Source organism: Sulfurimonas sp. NW15 (genome assembly GCF_051132285.1).
Lineage (GTDB): Bacteria > Campylobacterota > Campylobacteria > Campylobacterales > Sulfurimonadaceae > Sulfurimonas > Sulfurimonas hydrogeniphila.
In genome coordinates, this window is record NZ_CP093237.1 from 1,064,682 (window position 1) to 1,084,680 (window position 19,999).

A 19,999-nucleotide genomic window follows, 5' to 3' on the forward strand; every position below is an offset into this window, starting at 1 on the left:
AGATGTTGACCTATAGGGGGTACTTTTAAAACTATCAAGCTAATCATAAGGTGTCATTTTTAAAGCTTATGATTATCACAATTTGGAGGAAAACTTATTATGAATGAAGTATAAAACAAAAAATATTTTAACAACGGTTAAAAATAATACGAGGAGATATAAATGGCAAAAGTAATAATATTTAGTGGAGCAGGAATTAGTGCAGAATCAGGTATATCTACATTTAGAGATACTGGCGGTCTTTGGGAAGAATATGATATAAAAGATGTATGTACAGCAGGTTGTTTAGAAACAAATAGAGATATGACTATAGAATTCTATAACAAAGGAAGAGTTGCGTTAAAAGATAAGCAGCCAAATAAAACTCATTATGAAATAAAAAAACTTCAAGATAAGTATCCAAACGATATAAAAATTATCACTCAAAATGTAGATGATTTATTTGAAAAAGCTGGATGTCAAAAAGTATTGCATTTACATGGTTTTATTACTGAAATAAATTGTGAACAATGTGGATATATACAAGATATAGGCTATAAACCGATTCAAAGTCATACTATCTGTCCAAATTGCAAAAATTTTTTAAGACCAAATATAGTATTTTTTGGAGAGCCAGTTCCTAAATATAGAGAACTGTTTAAAGAAATAGATGATTGTGAAATATTTGTAATTATTGGTTCAAGTGGAAATGTTATCAATACTGATTTTTTATTATCTGTGAGTGATGTTAAATATTCTATTTTAAACAATCTTGAATATAGCAATGCTATAAATGATAAACTATACACAAAAGTTATTTATAGAAAAGCAACTGAGGCAATTGATGAAATAGTGGCTGATATCATTAAGTATCTTCAAAATGTACAGTAATTTTTAAAAAATAAAAATATCCAAATATAAGATTTAGAGAAAAATATATAAGAGGAACAAATCGAACAATTTCTAAAGATTTTGAAAACAACAAAGGAATCCAATGAGTAAGCAAAATAAAGCAATTAGCGATATTATAGAGTTTATAGAAAATTTAACATTTTCAAAACAAACAAAAAAGAAGATAACAGCTAATATTGGGCTGTTTATCAAAAGTAAAGAAGATAGTATAGATTTTGATTTAGCAGATATAAAAACTATTTTATCTGATAAGGATAAATTCTATTTTGGGCAAGGAAAAGGAAAACCAAAAGAGGCATTATACTTAGCTATAACAGATGCAAAATTAAGCTTGTGTGATTTAGAACAATGTACTGGCTTTCTTGTAAAATTTATACTTCATCCAGATGCAAATCTATCAAAAGTAAGTGAAGCAATAGAAATTATAGATGAAAATGCACACGAAGATGCAGATATAATTTTTGGAACAACATCTAATGAATCTATGGGAATAGATGATGTTGAAGTTGTTTTATTGGTTTCAAAAGATATTTTCGAGAGATAAATTAAGATATTCAGTTAAAATTATACTATATTAGATAGCATTATATAACTAATAATGTTTTATATATAAAATTGGAGTAAAAGATGGAACTAACAAAAGAAGAACTAAAAAGTTTATATGAAAAAGACTATTCAAAAAGAAGTGAAATATCGCAAAGATTTGATGAAATAACGATGATTGTTGATAGTTTTTTGAAACATCCAATTAATATATATAGAAATGAAATGGATAATCCATTTGTTGGACAGCATAAAGGAGTTACTGAAGGAAATTCAAAAGTTTCTTATTCAAATATGATAAATATTGCTAAAGACAATGATGAAAAAAAACAAATTGAAAACAGCTGGAAACTTATAGCTGGATATGAAAATGGAAAACCAATTGAAAAATATAGAATTACCACTAATAATATTACATCTCCAGATTACAACGGTTCTATAAAACTTGGAGGGATTTATGCTAGAACAAATGGAAACTTTGCAAGCAATAATTATTTTTTTCAAATAGCATATTTTTTACAATTATGTGAAAAGAATACATTTGATGAAATTGTTGGTAATACAAAGATTGTTTTAAGTTGGCAAAAAGATTTGTCGGGTAAGGATGATAAGGAAAAGTTTGAATCATCAAAAAAATATTTAGAAAAAAAGTTTCCCCCAAAGTTTCTATGGATGTGGGCAAATAAAGAGGAAGTTTTACATCCTATTAGTTTAATGGCATTTAGAAATTTTTTAGATACAGAGTTTGGAAAAACTATCCTGGATAGCATTAAAAAAGATTTTGAATCAATAAAAGGTGTAGAAAAAAACGAATTACCTGAACTTGTTACAAATATGAAGTTTGATAATTTCAAAAATGTATGGAAAAAAATATCAGATAAAATATTAGAAGAGATTGTTGATGAGTTTAGCTCAAAAACTGATGATAAGAAAAAAGAAATTATTTTTAAGTTATCAAAGCTCATCTCACTTATTTGCATAGAAGAACCAGATATCAAAAATATAGCAGATTTTTTGCAAACTGGAAACAGAGCTGTTATATTGTGGGGACCTCCAGGAACTGGGAAAACTTATGAGAGTGAGCAGGTTGTAAAAGAGTTGTTAGATATTGGGGATGATGAGTTAGAAAAATACCTTTTTTCAAATAAAAAAGGAGAAGATAACACCAAAGGATATTATCAAATAATACAATTTCATCCAAACTATACCTATCAAGATTTTATAGGTGGAATTTCACCGAAGTTAACTAGCGAAATTATATCTTATGAATTAAGAGAGGGTGTATTTAAAGAGTTTTGCGATGATGCTAATAAAAATAAAGATAAAAAATATATTTTCATCATAGATGAAATAAATCGTGCAGAGCTATCTGCTGTATTTGGTGAGTTGCTTTATGCACTTGAGTATAGAGGAAAATCGATTAATCTACCGCACTTTGGAAGTTTTGTTATCCCAAAAAATGTATATATTATAGGAACGATGAACAATGTTGATAAAAGCTTGGTTACATTCGATTTGGCACTTAGGAGAAGATTTGGTTTTTTCAAGCTTATGCCAAAATTAGAAGTGATTGAAGATGTTTTGTCTGAGTTTGTTAAAAAAGACTCTTTGGATGACTACTATCAAAAATGTGTTGAGCTAAATCAATCTATCACTTCACAATTAGGTTTGAGTGAAGATTATCAAATAGGGCAAGCATACTTTTTAAGAATTAAAGACTTTTTGGATCAAAATAAGTTAAAGAAAAAAGAACCTCAAATAATTACAAGATTTGAGCTTAAAAAACTTTGGCTTTATAATATTGAACCACTTTTAGAAGAGTATTTGGGAATGCAGCTTGAAGATGATGGTATAAAATCAAAATTAAATGCTCTAAAAAAAAACTTTTTAAAATATTAATATGATTTTAGAGTTAAAAGATAGTCAATACAGTGCAGAGATAAAATCTGAATATTTTAAAAAGCACCATATATGTGAAGGGGGCCAAACTGCATTATATTGTCAAGCAGTGGATAAGCTTAGAAATTCAGTTTCAAATAAAGAAGTTGAATTTTTTTCACTAGCACAAAAACAAAATAAAGAGATTTTTATAAATGAGTTAATTTGGTATGAAATAAATAATTCAAATTTACTTTATGCGAAACAAGTAGCTGTTGTTAATAATGCTACTTTTTATACTTCTCATTATATAGGTTTTTATTCTACTAAAATAGCAGGTAAAACTGTAAATATCGTGATAAAACCACGGTTTGGAAGTAAGGTATTTAACTACTTGCTCTCTTATGCTTATGGCATATATTTACCTAAAGGTTCATCTAGCATAATAGAGAAACAAAACAGCAATCTTTGGCTAATAGTCATTATGTTTAAAGCCACATTAGATAAAGCAATAACAAAAAGTCAGATACCAAAAGAGTATCAAAAAATATCTAAAAATCTTTCGACTTATCGAGGACAATTAAATATCTCTCAACATATAAAACACAATCTTTTTGATGCGAGCAAGTTTTATTGTGATTATAGAAAACTAACAATGGATACAACCATAAATCAAACAATTAGATATGTATATAAACTTCTAAAAGATCAAGGTTTTGGGAGAATCCTTGGAGAAATCGCAGAATATGATTTGATGTTGGAATCTTTTGGAGTTACACAAAAAATAGTTAACCTTAAAGAGATCGAAAATATTAGATATTCAAAATTAAATATTTATTATAAAAAAGTTATGGAACTAAGTTCTTTGATAATAAAGAGTAAATCAAAAAGTAGCGATAATCAAGCTTCAAATAGTGATGGATTTTCATATTTTTTAGACATAGCTGAACTGTGGGAGAATTATTTATTAAAAGTTTTGCAAAAAAACTTGTCTGAATATGAGGTATATTCACCAAATGAAAGAGGTGGAAAATATCTAATAGAAGGTAATTACAGAGAAGTTAGACCAGATATTATTATTGAAAAAGATGGAGAGATTGTAGCTATTTTAGATGCAAAATATAAATGGTATGACAAGCTTGGTAAAACAGCAAAAGATGGTGTATCACGTGAAGATTTATATCAGATGATGACCTATTTATACAACTTTGCAAATAATGATAAGCCTTGTTTAGGACTATTCATATCTCCTATTAAAGGCAAGGAGATTAAAGTGCTTAATAAAAACAAAAAGCATAAAATTGGTATTTTAAATCTTAATATTGAAAACCTTGAGAATGAAAATTTTACTACATTAGAACAGATTAAGCAAGAAGAATTGAATTTTATTAAAGCATTAAAAAAGGAGCTAAACCATGACCCTCTCTAAATCACAATACATTAGAGGCTTACAATGCTATAAATCTCTATGGCTCTACAAACACAAACCAGAGCTTTGCGATACTCCAGATAGCGCACAAGAGTCTTTATTTAACAAAGGGTATGAAGTTGGGGAGTTAGCAAAAAAATTGTTTCCAAATGGTGTGGAGATAGTTTTTGATAACGATAATTTTGATGGGATGATTGAAAAAACCAAAGGGCTTATTGCAAATAATACTCAAGTGATTTATGAGGCGACTTTTAAAGAGAATGGGATCTTTGCAATGGCTGATATTTTAGTAAAAAATGGGGATGCTTGGGATATTTATGAAGTAAAAGCTTCCACTTATACCAAAGAGTATCATAAAAACGACACAGCTATTCAGTGGTATGCTCTTTCAAATGCCATTAAGCTCAATCGTGCTTACGTAGTGCATATAAATAATCAGTATGTTAGAGAGGGTGCACTTGATGTTAAAGAGTTGTTTACTATTGATGACATTACCGATGAAGTTTTAGAAAAACAAAAAGATATACCGTCTCAATTGCTAAAGATGGAAGAGATGCTTGAGCGTGATATGCCAGATATTAATATTGGTAAACATTGTAGTGATCCTTATTTGTGTGATTTTAGCTCTTATTGTTGGGCACATATACCTAAAGAGAACTCTGTTTTTAATCTCTCGTATGCAATGGGAAAGCAGTGGAAACTGTATGAAGAAGGGATACTAAGTATAGATGACATACCTGATGATTTTCATTTAGGTACCAATGCATCATTACAGGTACAATATCATAAGTCAAAAAAAATAAAAATAAATAAACCTAAAATAAAAGAATTTTTAGACACGATTGAATATCCTATAAATTTCTTTGATTTTGAGACTTTTCAAAATGCCATACCAAGATTTGACAATCAACGACCTTATGCACAGATGCCTTTTCAGTATTCACTCCATATATTGCATGAAAATGGAAAATTAGAGCATAAAGAGTTTTTAGGAGATGAAAATAGTGATCCAAGAAGAGCTCTTTCAGAGCATATGCTTAAAGATATTACACCAACTGGTTCAATCATCGCTTTTAACCAATCATTTGAAATAACACAGATTAAAAACTTGGCTTCACTCTTTTCAGATTTGAGGGATAAGCTTTTAGCTCTGAATAAGAGATTTATAGATCTTGCACATCCATTTCAGCACAAACATTACTATCATCCAAAATTTAATGGAAAATACTCCATAAAAGTTGTTTTGCCTACACTGTTTCCAGATGATGATGAACTAGACTATAAAAAGCTTGGAAGTATTCAAAATGGTGGTGATGCGATGGATACTTTTGCAAACTTATATTTACTTAAAGATAAAAATAAATTAACTGATATAAAGAAAGACTTACTTGCTTATTGCCGGCTAGATACTTTGGCAATGGTTCGGATTTGGGAGAATTTACATTACTTACTAAAAAAATAAAAAACAGACATAAAGCTGTCTTTTACAGATCCTATAATTTTAAAAACTTATAGGGTATATAAATGAATAAAAACAATAGTTGGGTAATAATATCAAAGGATATAAAAAAAATAAAAATTTATACTTACTGCAATTGTGGAGATGTACAAATTATAAAAAGCTCCTATTACTCTAATGATATAAACTATTATGAAATTAATAATTTTCTTTGTTATAACTGTTCTAATGATCTTTTTTTATCATTAGATGCTATTAAAAAACATAAATTTTTAATTCACGAAATAAAAAATATTAATTTTAAGATTGAATCTTTTACAACTGAAAATGGTTGGGGTTCGGCAATATATCTATATATACCATATAATGATAAGGACGATAATAATATTACTTTTAAAAAGGAACTGCTAGGTAATATTTTCTTGAATGTAGATGGAAAAATGAAAACAAATACAACACCTATCTTTAATAATTTTAATCGAATAGATAGATATTTGGATAAACTTTTAAATAATGCTTTGTTAAAAGAGATATCAAGTAATATGATACCTGACTTAAAATGGCTTTTTCCAAAAATAACAGATATAAAAATCGATGAAGTCAAAACTTTTCAAATGATAAAATATTTTTTAAAAAATAAACATCAAAGTGAAATAGAATTTTTCCTTTTATGTTCAAAAGATATTGATATTACAAAATTTAATACTATTAATGACCTTATTATAAAACTATCAAATAATTATAAAGCTAAATCAATTAAAAAAATTATTTACAATAATGTGCAAAAAAGTATAGAGCATGAATATGATATAAAAAGCGATTTTATAATTACAAGAAGTTTTGATGATGTAAATTTAATAGTTAAATTACTTGAAAATGACTTAATAAAAGAAATATTTGAAAATATCTCTACTTCAAATGGAATATTATTTTTAAGATGGTTGCAAAAATTTTATAGTCAAAAGCTTATAGTAAAAACTCTTATGAAGGATATGGATGATATGAAATATTTATTGTGGAGAGATATATTCAGAATGATTCAGCATTATACAAATTATAAGAGTAACATTTTTAATAAATATTTTAAAAAAGTAAAATTTAATGCAGATAATATTCATAATGAATTAGTAAGAATTGGAAAGAATGCTCTTTTTATAAAAAACAATAACTATATATTTAAATATGAAGAGTATGAACTTGCTATGCAAGGCGACATCGAGCATCTTAGATTTATATTACCAAAAGATTATCATGAGTTGTCTTTGTGGGGTGAATACCTCCATAATTGCATAGCTGGATATAGTAGTATTATAAAAAATAAAACAAGCATAATATATGGTGTATTTATATCATCGAAACTAGCATATGCAATTGAAATCAAAAATAATAAAATAGTACAAGCAAAAGCAAAATATAATGGCAATATAAATAATCAAGATATGCTTTTAATAAGTGCTTGGGCTAAAAAATTAACCATCAAAAAAGAGTATTAGACATTAATTAAACTTAAATTAAGTGGTTGAACAAAAAATCGATTTATTGGTTTTAGCCATTAATATCATTATATTTTAAAAAACAGACACAAAGATGTCAAATATATAAAATATACTTTTAAATAATTATAAATCAATTAAGAGGGGATATTTTGAAAAAACTAGAAAAAGAAGTTTTTTTATTTGTGTATGGATCGATGAAAAAAAATTTCAGAAATCATAGTCGCTTGGAAAATGATTGCTATATTGGAAATGCTACTACCATAAATATGTATAATTTGCATCCAGCAAATTCTTTTAGATATCCTTATTGTATAGAATCAGAAAAAATATGGGCAATATATGGAGAATTATATAAACTCACTTGTACAAAAATTGAAGATATTGATATATATGAAGGTGCACTTGATTACTATTATCGTAAAAAAATCAGTGTTTCTTGTAAAGAAAAAAACTATAATGCTTTTATATATTTTAAAACTAATAACACTGGAATCGAAAAAGATATTTCACTAAACAAATGGACAACAAAATTTGAATATGTAGGAGAAAAAAACGATGAGTTTTTGGAAGCATTAAGAGTAGCACTTACATAAAAATCTAACTTTAACTTGGAGAAAAAAATGAAAAATGGAAACTATTATAAAACTGTAATAAAAGGTAGTTGGATCTATAATTTATGGGTATGGGCGGATAAATATAAAATTGATAATCCACAGAAAATCAATCCAAACTGGGGAGAAATTTTTGAACCTGAATACAGAGGAATTCCTCGGGATAAAGAACTTCTAATACAAATGAGGCATCTTGATTTAAGTAATTATAATTTAAGAGAAATTCCTGATGATATAGTTTGTATGGAAAATTTAAAATGGATTAATATAAGTGGAAATTCTTTAGAAAATTTTCCACTTGGTATTTTAAATTACGAATTTTTAGAAAGTATCAATATATCTGAAAATATAATTACTTTTATACCATCAGATTTAAAATATTTAAAAAATTTACATCGTATTATTTCAGTAGGTAATAATTTAAAAAATATCGATGAAGAATTAAAAGAAAAAATGATATATACATTATGGGATAATTATAATGATTAATTACAAAATAACAAGTATGTATTTAGATGATCTTAGAACACCAGTAGAAGATTATACTGTTGTAGTAAGAAATTATCAAGAAGCCTACATAGTAGTAAAACTTTTTGGTATTCCAAATTTCATATCTTTTGATTATGATTTAGGATTTGATATTAAAGGAAAGGCTTTTAAAAATGGTTATGACTTTGCTAAATGGCTTGTTCAACAAGATATAAAAAAAACCCATTGTTTTCCAGATGATTTTACATTTAAAGTTCATTCTCAGAATCCAGAGGGGAGTAAGAAAATAACTACCCTTTTAGAGAGTTATTGCATATGACGGAGCATCCGGCCACCCAACGCGTTTTAAATCGGACACCAAGAAAGGGAATATTTTCTGTAACGCCATTTTAGCATAAAGTGTCCGAATGATTTTTTAATATTCGTCAGTTTTGATGCTCGATTTGAGTTTTCGCATCGATGGACCACTCAGTTCTATCCTATGGGAGGAGTGAACAATTCTGTCTAAAATTGCATCTGCAATGGTGTTGTTGTTGAGATAGTTATACCACTCACTTACAGGAAGCTGTGAAGTGATAATTGTAGAATTAATCTGCGTTCTGTCCTCTATGATCTCAAAGAGATTCGTTGCATCATCTTCACCCATAGGTATCACACCGAAGTCATCAAGAATCAGCAGTTTAAATCTTGAATACTTTTTAAGCAGATTAGTATAAGTGCCATCCAACCTTGCAATTTTTATCTCCTCAAGCAATGAAGGGGTTCTTACATAGTAGGCTTTGTACCCATCAAATATAGCCTTATTGGCAAACGCTTGAGCGAGATAGCTTTTCCCAGTCCCAGTTTTACCGGTAATGATGATGTTCTGTCTGGCATCGATGAAGTTGAGTGAAGATAGTGATCTGATCTGTGCTTTGTTGATCCCTCTTTGTGGTGTGTAATCTATAGCATCGAGTGCTGCTTGCTTATCTTTGATTTTTGAGAGTCTGTGATTCATGATGATGCGTTTATTGCGTAAAAATATATCCTGCGCATCAAGAAGCTGATAGAGTCTTTCACTAAACCCCATAGAATCGTAGTTGATATCCTCCATCTGTTGCAAATATGCCTCTTTAAAGCCCTTATAACCAAGTTCTGTCAGTTTGTTGATAACGGTAGTGTGATTCATTCTTTTGTCCTTGTTTTCTTTTTATTATTTGATTATTATTTCTATTTGTACTCATCTGCACCGCGGATATTGGAGTGGTTGTTAAAAAGTGCGTAGTGTGATGATGGTTGCACATTATTGGCACTCTCACTCAGATAGAGCTTTTTATCGAGTATCGATCTGATCGACTTTGTGGTTGTGGTGTTGTGCTTTGTGGCATACATCAGCGCCAACTCCAGCTCTGTATTACCATAGAGTTTTGCCAACGATAAGATGGCTACTATTTTATTATACGCCTGTGGTGGATACTCTACTGATGCAAATACATCCTCCACAAACACACTACTGAATTCACCTATATTTTTTGCCCAAGAACGCACTCTTTGCGGATTCATACTCTCGTTTACATACTGATGTTTACTTGGCATATGTTCATGCAGTGTCGAACACTCACCAACTCTTCGCAGGCGTGGATGTGTAGCGATGAGTCTGTTCTTGTGGTAGATATAGACACTTTGTGTGGAGTATCGTACCTCTACCTCCTCTTTGATATATTTGTAAGGTACAGAGTAGTTGCATTTCTCAAGGCTTATATGGTAATCCTGATGCACTTTTGCGATCTTAAACTGTTTATAGGTATAGCTGTTTGCAGGCAGTGGATTAAGATAGGGTGCATCGAGCTCATTAAAGAGCTCTGTTCTACTCTTTTGGAGATGTTTTATAATCTTATTATTGTATCTATCGAGCAACTCCGCTATAGCTTCGTTGAGCTCATCGACACTGAAAAACTTATGGTGACGAAAGCGTGCGAGAATGTAGCGTTGAATCGCTTGGACACCCTGTTCTGCTTTTGGCTTGTCTTTTGGCTTTCTTGGGCGTGCTGGATTTACTATGACGCCATAGTGACGATTGAGGTCTGCATAGCTCTCATTGACGACGATACCGTTTTTATTATTGGAGATGATGGCACTTTTGAGATTATCGGGAACTACCACTCTTGGCACTCCGCCAAAGAACCCATAGCACTTGACATGGGAGTAGATGAAGTCCTCCTGTTTTTGACTTGGGGTAGCATGAACAAAGGTGTATCCACTAGCCCCTAGTACGGCTATAAATATCTGTGCATACTCCACTTCACCGGTTCTTTGGTTGTGTATTGGCATAGTAACACCGCTGTAGTCTACAAACATCTTCTCACCCGCAAGGTGTGTCTGGCGCATGGAGGGGTTGAGTTTTTTGACGAAGCGGCGGTAGTATACGCGAAACTGGGTGTACTGATACCCATCCGGATTATCCTCTTTATACTCTTCCCACAACAGATAGAGGGTCACTTTGGTTTTTTTGCGCAGTTTGAGCTCTTGGTGGATATAGTTGAAGTTTGGCATCGCTTTGCGTGAGACAACGACACTGGCTACATCGGGGAAAAACTGTAGTTTGAGTGCATCATCATCTAAAACATCAATCTGCTCTATTGACAATCCAAGCTCTTTAAACCGTTTGATATAATCTGCAACGGTACTTTTGGCTACTCCTGTAGCGTCATGTATCTTTCTGATTGACAAGCCCATACTATGGTACTTTACAATATCACGAACTGATCTCATAGATATAATCCTCATTTTCAACACCCTTGTAAATAAATTTACAAAGAGTGTATTTGAATTTAGAAAATATCTCTTTCTTAAACGAATCTGTGTTGACGCTTTTTTAGTAAAAGTGTCCGAATCATTTCCGTCATCACTGTCCGATTTAAAACCGTCACGGGTGTCCGAACTAAAACGTTATGGGTGTCCGATTAGGTGCGTTTTTTGCAAGTTATTTTAAAGTGAGGAAGGTGTGTGCAACAAGCAAATAGTATTAAAAATACAACAAACGACATAGAAAAAATTAATAAAATAAATATCAAACTTTGCTCTATAGAAAAGAAAATTTCTCTGTTAGTAAAACAAGAATATGAAAAAATTCAAAAAATGGTACAAAGCAATGCAAATAATATATCTGATTGGGAACTAGAAATAATTGTTGAGTATTATGATGACAATTATAATGCCCCTAAAATCTAAGACAACAATTCAGTAAGATTTATTTTCAAAAAAGTTAAAATAATAAGAATTATGGAGATGAAATTATGAGTAGAAAAAAAGGTCAAACTTACACAGCTGAACAAAAAACAAAAATAGTCTTAGAGATGCTAAAAGAGGAGATGACAACAAGTCAATTAGCCTCGAAGTATGGGGTAACATCACAATCATTAGGGAAATGGAAACAGCAGTTTTTAGAAAATGCTTCTTTAGCATTTGATGTTGGCGGAGCTACCAAAGCCTATAAAGATGAGATAGAAGAGCTTAAATCTGAAAATGAGCAGTTGGCTAAAGCACTCGGCAAGGCAACTGTAAAGGCGGAGTGGGCAGTGGGAAAGTTAAAGAGCTTGGACTTGATTGAAAAAAGAGCTCTGATAGAGTCCAGGCATAAACAACTTTCAATATCAGAGCAGTGTGAACTTATTGGTGTCAGTAGAAGTAGTTTTTACTATAACCCCGTGCCTATAAGTGCAGAGAATATAAAAATACTCCATAAAATCGATGAAATCGCTACTGATAATTCAGAATATGGGTATCGACTCATCTATGAACAACTCAAAGAGGATGGCTACAATATTGGAAGAAATAGAGTGCTCAAATATATGGGGATTTTAGGGATACAAGCGATATATCCAACAAAGAAAAGAGTCACAAGTATCAAACATCCCCAACATCAAGTATATGAATATTTGCTCAAGCAGTACTGGACTCAAAACGGCAAGAAAAAAACAGTGTATGTCTCAACACCAAATGAAGTGTGGAGTGGAGATATTACCTATATTCGCATCAATGGTGGGTTTATGTATCTTGCTGCTATTATCGACTGGCACAGTAAAGCTGTGCTTGCATATAAAATCTCTAACAGTATGGATGCAACACTTGCCACAGATGTACTTCAAGAGGCACTTGCAAAGTATCCTAAGCCTAAGATATTTAACTCTGATCAGGGGAGCCAGTATACAAGTTATGAGCACACCCAATTACTCAAAAAACATGATATCCAAATATCAATGAATGGCAGAGGCAGAAGTATCGATAATATCGTAATTGAGAGATTCTTCAGAACTCTCAAGCACAGCAATATCTATATAAATGATTATATAACAATCAAAGATTTAAAAGAAGGAGTAGCAGCATATATACACAAATATAATTTTAAAAGATTTCATTCAAGTATAAACTATCAAAAACCAATGAATGTTTATCTTGAATATCTAAAAAATGTGGCATAGGGTAACAGATGAAGATGAAATTAAATTTCTGGAGAAGTTGTCTTGATTTTTAGGGGCATTATAAATGACAATCTTTTACATCAATTAGTAGCTAGTTATAAAAATTTGAATCTTGGTGGAATAGGTGATAATCAAAATCACAATACAACGAGTATATTCAAAGATGAAAGATTATTAAATCAGCACCATTGCTGGCTCTTTCATAATCTTTATGATGATACATCTCTAGCATGGAATGAAATTTTACAAATTTCTATAGTATGGATTGATGTAATCCCAAAATACCAATATCGAGAACAAGTAATTTTATAAAAAATAATATGAAATTGCTTTTTAATAACTATTTTCACATAAGCGGACACAATGCTGTCATAAAGTTCTTGTAAAATTTAGTAAGTTTTGAATACACAGGAGAAAAACAATGTATATATGGATAGCAATAGCTATAGTTAGCCTTGGATTGATACAATTGTGGATATATATTTCAAATAGAATTAAATATATAAACTATGAAATTGATCTTTTAGGACAATGTGATACTAAAAAAGTAGATCAGATTAGAGAAACTCTTAATAATATTCAACAAAGAGTTGATTATTTACAGATAAAACGCAGTTGTTTCGTAGGTGTTGGTGGCGGTGGTTGTAATATACTGCAAGATATAATGAGTGTAGATTCTAGGCACAAATTTATTATGCTCAATAGTGACCTTCAAGCATTAAAACAGACAAAATCAAAACATAAGATATTGTTGAGTTATGATAAAAAAAAGGGGCTTGGATGTGGTGGAAATGAAGCATGTGGCATGCAGATATTTGATGAGATTGCAAAAAATAAATTGCGAAAAAAAGTCAAAAATTACAAAAAAATATTTGTAGTTGTAGCATTAGGTGGAGGAGTTGGTAGTGGAACTACACCCGAAATAGTACAATATTTACAATTATTAAATAAAAAAGTATATGTAGCAGTTGTAATGCCTTTTGATTTTGAAGGTAAAATGCGACAGGAAAAAGCAAAAACAGCATTAGAAAAAATAGAAAAAATAACGAAACATATAATAATAATGAAAAATAATAATTCTACAGATACTAAAAGTGGTGTAAAGGAAACATTCTTTAATCTATCTATAGATATTTATGACAGAGTAGTAATGTATATTACAAAAAAGCAGTTTAAATGAGTTTAGATATGATATATGCTTCTTATAAATTTAAAACTGAGAATTTTCAAAATAGTTGGCGATGTATAATAACACATACTTATAAAAACATGGAACTCTACTATCGTAAGCAATTTTCCATGAGACAAGTTTTAAGTAGGTTTAGAAAAGCATTTAAAATTGCTCCTGCAACCCTTAAAGAACCTACTAAAGATGAACATTATAAGTATAAAATGCTTGTTATATACCTATTAACAAAATATTCTCATGAAGAGTATGCTTTTATAGCAAAAGAATTTCATGCAACTATAGAGACGATTGAACTTATAGCTTTAGATACAAACTATGACAAAATGTTTGAGGAAGAGAGAAAACTTTTTTTTAGAGAATTTGAGGATGAATATCTCCTGGATGTAAAAACAACATTATCGTTGCAAGAAAAAGTGATGTTAAATATTAACTGAGCTTTCGCACCTAATTTTGGTCAACTATTTATGCGAAACAACTAAAACAAGGCATTTTAATAAAATGTCTTATATCTCTTGGCACTTGATATTGACTTTTCTAAACTCCCTTAAACAGGGGGGGGCTTGAAAACAGAAAAGTATGTGTCCAGAGATATGACAAATTGCTGTTAAATGCCTTTATCAGCGACTACGGTGCTATTAATTAGGTGCGAAAGCTCAGATATTAAATATAAAAATTAATATTCCAATAAAGAAAAAGTTAATATAACAGAAGATATACTAATAATTAAAAACTTTGAAGAAAATAGTTTAGCTTATGGAAAAATTGCTTCTTATGGTGAATTATTATTGTTTAAAAAAATTAAATTATAATAGAGATACTAATGCTTGGAGATGAATATCAAACTTTTTTTAAAAAAATTAATGATTTTTTATTAGATACAGAGCATAAAAAACTTCGAGGAATTAATGATTATAATATGTTATCAATTGTAAGAAACAAGCATGAAGAAGTTGGCTTACATTCGCAATTAATTTTTTCTTTGTTAAACCCTCAAGAAAAACATAATCAAAATGATTTATTTTTAAATATTTTTATAAAAGAAGTTTTAAAAATTAAAGATTTTGGAGATATTATTTCTATTAAAAGAGAAGATTTAACATATAATAATAGAAGAATAGATTTTACTATAGAAAGTTCAAATTATTATATTGGAATTGAGATGAAAACTAATCATTACACAGAGGATCAACCATCTCAAATTAGCCATTATGAAGAAGAATTGCTAAGAAGAAACAATAAAGACACTTCAAAACAGGTAAAAATTTATTACTTAACATTAAATGGAAAAAATGCTTCTAAAAAAAGTTCAAATGGTTCAGAATATACTAAAATATCTTTTCAAGATGAAATGCTTGTTTGGATTAATAAATGCATGCATGAAGTATCTAATATAACAAATTTATCAATTTTATTATCTCAATATAAAGATATAATAGAACAAATTACAAATCAATATGAGAGTAAACTTATGACTTTAAGAGAATATTTAAAAAAAGATGGAGATGAAAATACTTTTGAAATATTAGAAATATTAACAAAAGATTTTTGGATGCAAAAAAAAAGAATTAAAGAGGATTTTTTTAAAAATATATTAACTGAAAAACTAATAGAACTTTTTACGAATGATTCTGATTTAAAAAAAGAATCTTGGATAATACAAGTAGTTGGCAATTTAAATAATAGTTATGATGGAAGATTAGAAATTTTTAAAAATGATTGGAAAATTAAATTTGTTGCTAGATTTGAAAAAAAGAATATGAATAGTTTTTATTGGGCATTTTTAAAAGATGATAATAATATAAATTTAGAAGACATAAGAAATATTTTCCCAAAACTAAAAAATATTAAACCAAAGACTAGTACATCTTTGCAGTGGGATTATTTTAGAGATAATAGAAATAATACGATATACAAAAATTTAGATAATTACTTAGTTGAATTAGATTTAAAACCAGATAGAGTAGCAAACCATATTTTCATAACTTTCAAAAAAATAAAAACTAACTTTGAAGAAGTGTATGAAGCTTCTTTTGATAATATTAATTTAAAAGCAGAAGAAATATTAAAAGTAAAAAATTCCAAATAAATTTTTTATCAAAACAGTATTAATTCACACTTTACATTGTGACTGATAAAACTTTCAATGTTATAGCTTCAAATCATTTATTATCTCTAACCTCATGTGTTTAATTCCAACTAATAGTTAATTTTTGATTGGACTCAATTATTTAGCTTTATTATTTTAGCTTTACTTACACACCCATATTGAATCTATTTTTTAAAAAACAGACATAAAGTTGTCTTTTTAAAAACTTATAATTTTAAAAACTTAAAGAGGAATTTATAATGAGTAAAGTATCTATAGAAGACACAAAGAGATTTTTGATAGCCAAAATAGAAGGTCTTTTAAAATGAGTTTAAAAATTAAATATCATCCAAAATTATTAAAAATTTTTACAGAGGAAGAATTAAATATATTGATGCAGGAATGTGATTATAGTGTCAATAAAAAAAGTTACATTCACATTTTGCACATATATCGTGATATTATTCATGCAGAAATTTTTACAGATTGCGAAGCCGAACAAGAAGATGTAGCTTTAATATTAAGACTGGATGATTATGAACATGATAAGTCAGCTTTGTTGTCAAAAGATGAATTTTGGCAAATATACATGAAAAGTAAAAATAAAGAATTGGAATGTATAACGGTACAACATTAAAAATAAATGTATGTGAAATACTGGAGTAAATAATATGCAAAACAAAATTATAGAATTAGTAAAAAACACAGATGCAATACTCATAACAGCAGGTGCAGGAATGGGCGTTGATAGTGGATTGCCTGACTTTAGGGGAAATGAAGGTTTTTGGAGAGCATATCCAGCTATAAAAAAGCTAGGAGAGAGTTTTGAAGATATGGCAAACCCTAAATGGTTTGATACTAATCCACAACTTGCTTGGGCTTTTTATGGACATAGATTAAATCTCTATAGAGAGACTACTCCTCATGAGGGTTTCTCTATGTTATTAGATTTGGTCAAAAAGAAAAATGATAACTATTTTGTCTTTACTTCCAATGTAGATGGACAGTTTCAAAAAGCTGGATTTGATAAGAAAAAAATTGTAGAAGTTCATGGATCTATTCAACACTTTCAATGTTCAAAAAACTGTACTCAAGAGATATGGGAAGCACCTTTAGCAAATATAGATATTGACATGGAACTTTTTAATGCACATACTATCCCAAAATGTCCAAATTGTGGTGCAGTTGCACGACCAAATATCTTGATGTTTGGAGATTGGAACTGGATTGGCACAAGAAGCGATAAGCAAGAAGATAGTTACTACAAATGGCGAGAAGAAGTAATAGATAAACAGGAAAAAATTGTAATTATAGAGATAGGTGCAGGAATAGCAATCCCAACCATAAGAAATCATGGAGAGATGCTTGCAAAAAAATATAAAAATGCAACACTTATAAGAATCAATCCAAGAGATGATTATTTAAACCCCTACTTGGGATATAGCATTAAAGAGGGTGGACTTGATGGTATTAAAAAAATCATTATCAACGAATAAACAATATGGTATACTTTATCAGCAATTTAATAATTATTATGGAAAAGCAAAATAGATGTCATACAATCTCCAAAACAAACTCGTAGTAGCAATAAGTTCAAGAGCACTTTTTAATTTAGAAAAAGAGAACGATATTTTCCAAAAATCTGGTGTTGATGCCTACTATAAGTATCAACTTGAAAATGAAAATGTTCTTTTAGAAAAAGGTACAGCCTTTCGCCTTGTAGAAAATCTCCTTAAAATAAACAAACACTTTAGTGAAGAGGAGAAACAAGTAGAAGTGATCATTCTCTCTAAAAACAATGCCTCCATCTCTCTTCGTATAACAAAATCAATAGAGAAATATAACCTTGAGATACTCCGTTCAGGCTGGACAAGTGGAAGAGATATCTCCCACTACCTCAAAGCTTTTAAAGTAGATCTTTTTCTATCTGCTAATGATTCAGATGTAATCAATGCCATTCAAAACGGTGTAGCTGCTGCAAAAATCCTCCCAGCCCACCAAGATATACATAGCTCACTGGGAGATCAAGTTCGCATCGCTTTTGATGGTGATGCAGTGCTTTTTAGTGAAGAGTCTGAACTTATCTACAAAGAAAAAGGCTTAGAGGCTTTTATAGAGCATGAGATAAAAAATAAAGACAACCCTTTAAAAAGAGGACCCTTTGCAAAACTCCTCCTGACTATCGCTAAAATTCAAGAGAAATTTCCAGATGAAACTTCTCCTATACGAACCGCATTAGTAACAGCAAGATCAGCACCAACTCATGAACGAGTGATTCAAACACTAAATGTATGGGGAGTAAGAGTAGATGAAGCCTTTTTTCTCGGTGGTAGTGAAAAAAGTGAGATACTTGAAGCATTTGGTGCAGATATATTCTTTGATGATCAAGATGTTCATCTTGATAAATCTAAAACTGTCGTCCCTAGTGCAAAAGTAATTCACAAGAGCATAGAAGAAAAAACTAAAAAAGTAGGAGTGTAGCTATGGCATACAAACACGACTACGATAAAATACTCACAAGACTCACCATCATCCTCTCAAAACTCAATGATGGAGAGGCTCTCTCAGTCAAAGAGCTTGCAAAAGAGTTCAATACAAGTGAGAGAACAATACAGCGAGATTTTAATGAACGACTAGTCTCTTTTCCTATCTATCAAGAGAAGAAAAAATGGAAGATGCAAGATGGCTTTCGAGTTGAGAAAACTAAATCACTCGAAGATGAAATAGTCCTAGATATTATTGAGAAGATAACAGAGGGTATTGGTGGTAAATTCTCCACAAAAGCACACAAGCTTCTCTCAAAAATAAAAAATGAAGATTTTAATCCAATCTACACTAAACTCAATATTGAAGATATCAGCGATAGACTTGCAGATATTCAGGTATTAGAGGGTGCTATAAAAGAGAAGAGGGAGGTAGAGTGCTGGTATGATGATGAAAGACATCCAAAATATAAAACTGTTCTCAAGCCCTTAAAAATAGTGAATTTTGAGGGCTTTTGGTATCTTATAGCACTCAGAGGAGATACTCTAAAAAAGTACTATCTCAAAAATATATCTACTCCAAAGATTCTTGAAAGAACATTTACAACAGATAGTAAGATAGAGTCTTTACTGGAAAATTCAATCAGTATCTGGTTTCAAGAAGATGTTGAGCCATTTGAAGTAAAACTCTATGCAGATAAAGCTGCCACAAAATACTTCCAACGAAGACCACTTCCAACTCAAAAGATAGAATCGCTAAGTGAAGATGGAACAATGGAGTTTAGTGTTAAAATTACTCATGAGATGGAGATACTTCCTTTAGTAAAATATTGGATACCACATCTTCATATCTTGGAACCAGAATGGGTAAAAGAAATAATGCATGAGGATTTGGCAATATATTTGACAAATAGTAGTAATTTACTAAGGTAGACTTTTAAAACTTAAATATTGTAATTGTCTATAGCCATATACAAATATTGAA

General features: G+C 29.9%; 20 protein-coding genes. 18 read left to right on the top strand and 2 right to left on the bottom strand.

Translation table 11 applies throughout. The features are described 5' to 3' along the window. Positions 1 to 162 precede the first annotated feature (162 nt). The 9 genes from MLC52_RS05380 to MLC52_RS05420 all read left to right on the top strand — a co-directional run bounded on the left by MLC52_RS05380 (position 163) and on the right by MLC52_RS05420 (position 9,115). Positions 163 to 870 (top strand): SIR2 family NAD-dependent protein deacylase, encoded by a 708-nt coding sequence (locus tag MLC52_RS05380; protein WP_434581548.1) that lies wholly within the window; start codon positions 163 to 165, stop codon positions 868 to 870. Positions 871 to 973: 103 nt separating this feature from the next. Beyond that, positions 974 to 1,435: a hypothetical protein gene (locus MLC52_RS05385; protein WP_434581549.1), complete on the top strand. Its 462-nt coding sequence runs from the start codon at positions 974 to 976 to the stop codon at positions 1,433 to 1,435. Between the two features lie 83 nt (positions 1,436 to 1,518). After that, entirely contained in the window at positions 1,519 to 3,333 is a 1,815-nt protein-coding gene (locus tag MLC52_RS05390) for an McrB family protein (RefSeq protein ID WP_434581550.1), read from the top strand. A gap of 1 nt (position 3,334) precedes the next feature. Further along, on the top strand, positions 3,335 to 4,741 hold the full coding sequence (locus MLC52_RS05395) for an McrC family protein (protein WP_434581551.1): 1,407 nt from the start codon (positions 3,335 to 3,337) through the stop codon (positions 4,739 to 4,741). Beyond that, a complete protein-coding gene (locus MLC52_RS05400) occupies positions 4,728 to 6,203 on the top strand; it encodes a DUF2779 domain-containing protein (RefSeq protein ID WP_434581552.1) in 1,476 nt (491 codons plus the stop codon). Before MLC52_RS05395 ends, MLC52_RS05400 begins: the two co-directional genes overlap by 14 nt. Positions 6,204 to 6,265: 62 nt before the next feature. After that, a complete protein-coding gene (locus MLC52_RS05405; RefSeq protein ID WP_434581553.1) occupies positions 6,266 to 7,693 on the top strand; it encodes a PcfJ domain-containing protein in 1,428 nt (475 codons plus the stop codon). Positions 7,694 to 7,845: 152 nt separating this feature from the next. Beyond that, positions 7,846 to 8,289, top strand: a complete 444-nt coding sequence (locus tag MLC52_RS05410) for a gamma-glutamylcyclotransferase family protein (RefSeq protein ID WP_434581554.1) — start codon at positions 7,846 to 7,848, stop codon at positions 8,287 to 8,289. A 27-nt stretch (positions 8,290 to 8,316) separates the two neighbouring features. After that, complete coding sequence (locus MLC52_RS05415; protein WP_434581555.1) at positions 8,317 to 8,796, top strand: hypothetical protein; 480 nt, start codon at positions 8,317 to 8,319, stop codon at positions 8,794 to 8,796. 16 nt (positions 8,797 to 8,812) lie between these two features. Continuing rightward, positions 8,813 to 9,115 carry a cyclic-phosphate processing receiver domain-containing protein gene (locus tag MLC52_RS05420; protein WP_434581556.1) on the top strand — a complete coding sequence of 101 codons (303 nt, stop codon included), beginning with the start codon at positions 8,813 to 8,815 and terminating at the stop codon, positions 9,113 to 9,115. A gap of 96 nt (positions 9,116 to 9,211) precedes the next feature. Here MLC52_RS05420 and istB read toward each other — a convergent pair whose 3' ends face one another. Together istB and istA are read right to left on the bottom strand one after the other, a co-directional pair. Further along, a complete protein-coding gene (gene istB, locus MLC52_RS05425; protein ID WP_434579771.1) occupies positions 9,212 to 9,964 on the bottom strand; it encodes an IS21-like element helper ATPase IstB in 753 nt (250 codons plus the stop codon). A gap of 41 nt (positions 9,965 to 10,005) precedes the next feature. Beyond that, complete coding sequence (istA, locus tag MLC52_RS05430) at positions 10,006 to 11,547, bottom strand: IS21 family transposase (protein WP_434579769.1); 1,542 nt, start codon at positions 11,545 to 11,547, stop codon at positions 10,006 to 10,008. A 234-nt stretch (positions 11,548 to 11,781) separates the two neighbouring features. Here istA and MLC52_RS05435 point away from each other — a divergent pair, with 234 nt between their 5' ends. From MLC52_RS05435 to MLC52_RS05475, 9 genes are all read left to right on the top strand, one after another. Then, complete coding sequence (locus MLC52_RS05435) at positions 11,782 to 12,006, top strand: hypothetical protein (RefSeq protein WP_434581557.1); 225 nt, start codon at positions 11,782 to 11,784, stop codon at positions 12,004 to 12,006. A 65-nt stretch (positions 12,007 to 12,071) separates the two neighbouring features. Beyond that, positions 12,072 to 13,256: an IS3 family transposase gene (locus MLC52_RS05440; protein WP_434579643.1), complete on the top strand. Its 1,185-nt coding sequence runs from the start codon at positions 12,072 to 12,074 to the stop codon at positions 13,254 to 13,256. A 421-nt stretch (positions 13,257 to 13,677) separates the two neighbouring features. Beyond that, a complete protein-coding gene (locus MLC52_RS05445; protein ID WP_434581558.1) occupies positions 13,678 to 14,436 on the top strand; it encodes a hypothetical protein in 759 nt (252 codons plus the stop codon). Between the two features lie 119 nt (positions 14,437 to 14,555). Continuing rightward, positions 14,556 to 14,879 (top strand): hypothetical protein, encoded by a 324-nt coding sequence (locus MLC52_RS05450; RefSeq protein WP_434581559.1) that lies wholly within the window; start codon positions 14,556 to 14,558, stop codon positions 14,877 to 14,879. Between the two features lie 386 nt (positions 14,880 to 15,265). After that, a complete protein-coding gene (locus tag MLC52_RS05455; RefSeq protein WP_434581560.1) occupies positions 15,266 to 16,531 on the top strand; it encodes a PD-(D/E)XK nuclease family protein in 1,266 nt (421 codons plus the stop codon). A gap of 325 nt (positions 16,532 to 16,856) precedes the next feature. Then, a complete protein-coding gene (locus MLC52_RS05460; protein WP_434581561.1) occupies positions 16,857 to 17,168 on the top strand; it encodes a hypothetical protein in 312 nt (103 codons plus the stop codon). 34 nt (positions 17,169 to 17,202) lie between these two features. After that, a complete protein-coding gene (locus tag MLC52_RS05465; protein WP_434581562.1) occupies positions 17,203 to 18,027 on the top strand; it encodes an SIR2 family NAD-dependent protein deacylase in 825 nt (274 codons plus the stop codon). 55 nt (positions 18,028 to 18,082) lie between these two features. After that, entirely contained in the window at positions 18,083 to 19,012 is a 930-nt protein-coding gene (locus MLC52_RS05470; RefSeq protein ID WP_434581563.1) for a 5'-nucleotidase, read from the top strand. 2 nt (positions 19,013 to 19,014) lie between these two features. Continuing rightward, positions 19,015 to 19,947 (top strand): helix-turn-helix transcriptional regulator, encoded by a 933-nt coding sequence (locus tag MLC52_RS05475; RefSeq protein ID WP_434581564.1) that lies wholly within the window; start codon positions 19,015 to 19,017, stop codon positions 19,945 to 19,947. Positions 19,948 to 19,999: the final 52 nt, after the last annotated feature.

Excerpts from the sequence above, each read along its gene's own strand:
- MLC52_RS05470 (WP_434581563.1), top strand. The coding sequence starts at position 18,083 with ATGTCATACAATCTCCAAAACAAACTCGTAGTAGCAATAAGTTCAAGA.
- MLC52_RS05390 (WP_434581550.1), top strand. The coding sequence starts at position 1,519 with ATGGAACTAACAAAAGAAGAACTAAAAAGTTTATATGAAAAAGACTAT.
- MLC52_RS05445 (WP_434581558.1), top strand. The coding sequence starts at position 13,678 with ATGTATATATGGATAGCAATAGCTATAGTTAGCCTTGGATTGATACAA.
- MLC52_RS05420 (WP_434581556.1), top strand. The coding sequence starts at position 8,813 with ATGTATTTAGATGATCTTAGAACACCAGTAGAAGATTATACTGTTGTA.
- MLC52_RS05455 (WP_434581560.1), top strand. The coding sequence starts at position 15,266 with ATGCTTGGAGATGAATATCAAACTTTTTTTAAAAAAATTAATGATTTT.
- MLC52_RS05405 (WP_434581553.1), top strand. The coding sequence starts at position 6,266 with ATGAATAAAAACAATAGTTGGGTAATAATATCAAAGGATATAAAAAAA.
- MLC52_RS05465 (WP_434581562.1), top strand. The coding sequence starts at position 17,203 with ATGCAAAACAAAATTATAGAATTAGTAAAAAACACAGATGCAATACTC.
- MLC52_RS05400 (WP_434581552.1), top strand. The coding sequence starts at position 4,728 with ATGACCCTCTCTAAATCACAATACATTAGAGGCTTACAATGCTATAAA.
- istA (WP_434579769.1), bottom strand. The coding sequence starts at position 11,547 with ATGAGATCAGTTCGTGATATTGTAAAGTACCATAGTATGGGCTTGTCA.
- MLC52_RS05385 (WP_434581549.1), top strand. The coding sequence starts at position 974 with ATGAGTAAGCAAAATAAAGCAATTAGCGATATTATAGAGTTTATAGAA.
- MLC52_RS05380 (WP_434581548.1), top strand. The coding sequence starts at position 163 with ATGGCAAAAGTAATAATATTTAGTGGAGCAGGAATTAGTGCAGAATCA.
- istB (WP_434579771.1), bottom strand. The coding sequence starts at position 9,964 with ATGAATCACACTACCGTTATCAACAAACTGACAGAACTTGGTTATAAG.
- MLC52_RS05415 (WP_434581555.1), top strand. The coding sequence starts at position 8,317 with ATGAAAAATGGAAACTATTATAAAACTGTAATAAAAGGTAGTTGGATC.
- MLC52_RS05460 (WP_434581561.1), top strand. The coding sequence starts at position 16,857 with ATGAGTTTAAAAATTAAATATCATCCAAAATTATTAAAAATTTTTACA.
- MLC52_RS05395 (WP_434581551.1), top strand. The coding sequence starts at position 3,335 with ATGATTTTAGAGTTAAAAGATAGTCAATACAGTGCAGAGATAAAATCT.
- MLC52_RS05450 (WP_434581559.1), top strand. The coding sequence starts at position 14,556 with ATGAGACAAGTTTTAAGTAGGTTTAGAAAAGCATTTAAAATTGCTCCT.
- MLC52_RS05440 (WP_434579643.1), top strand. The coding sequence starts at position 12,072 with ATGAGTAGAAAAAAAGGTCAAACTTACACAGCTGAACAAAAAACAAAA.
- MLC52_RS05475 (WP_434581564.1), top strand. The coding sequence starts at position 19,015 with ATGGCATACAAACACGACTACGATAAAATACTCACAAGACTCACCATC.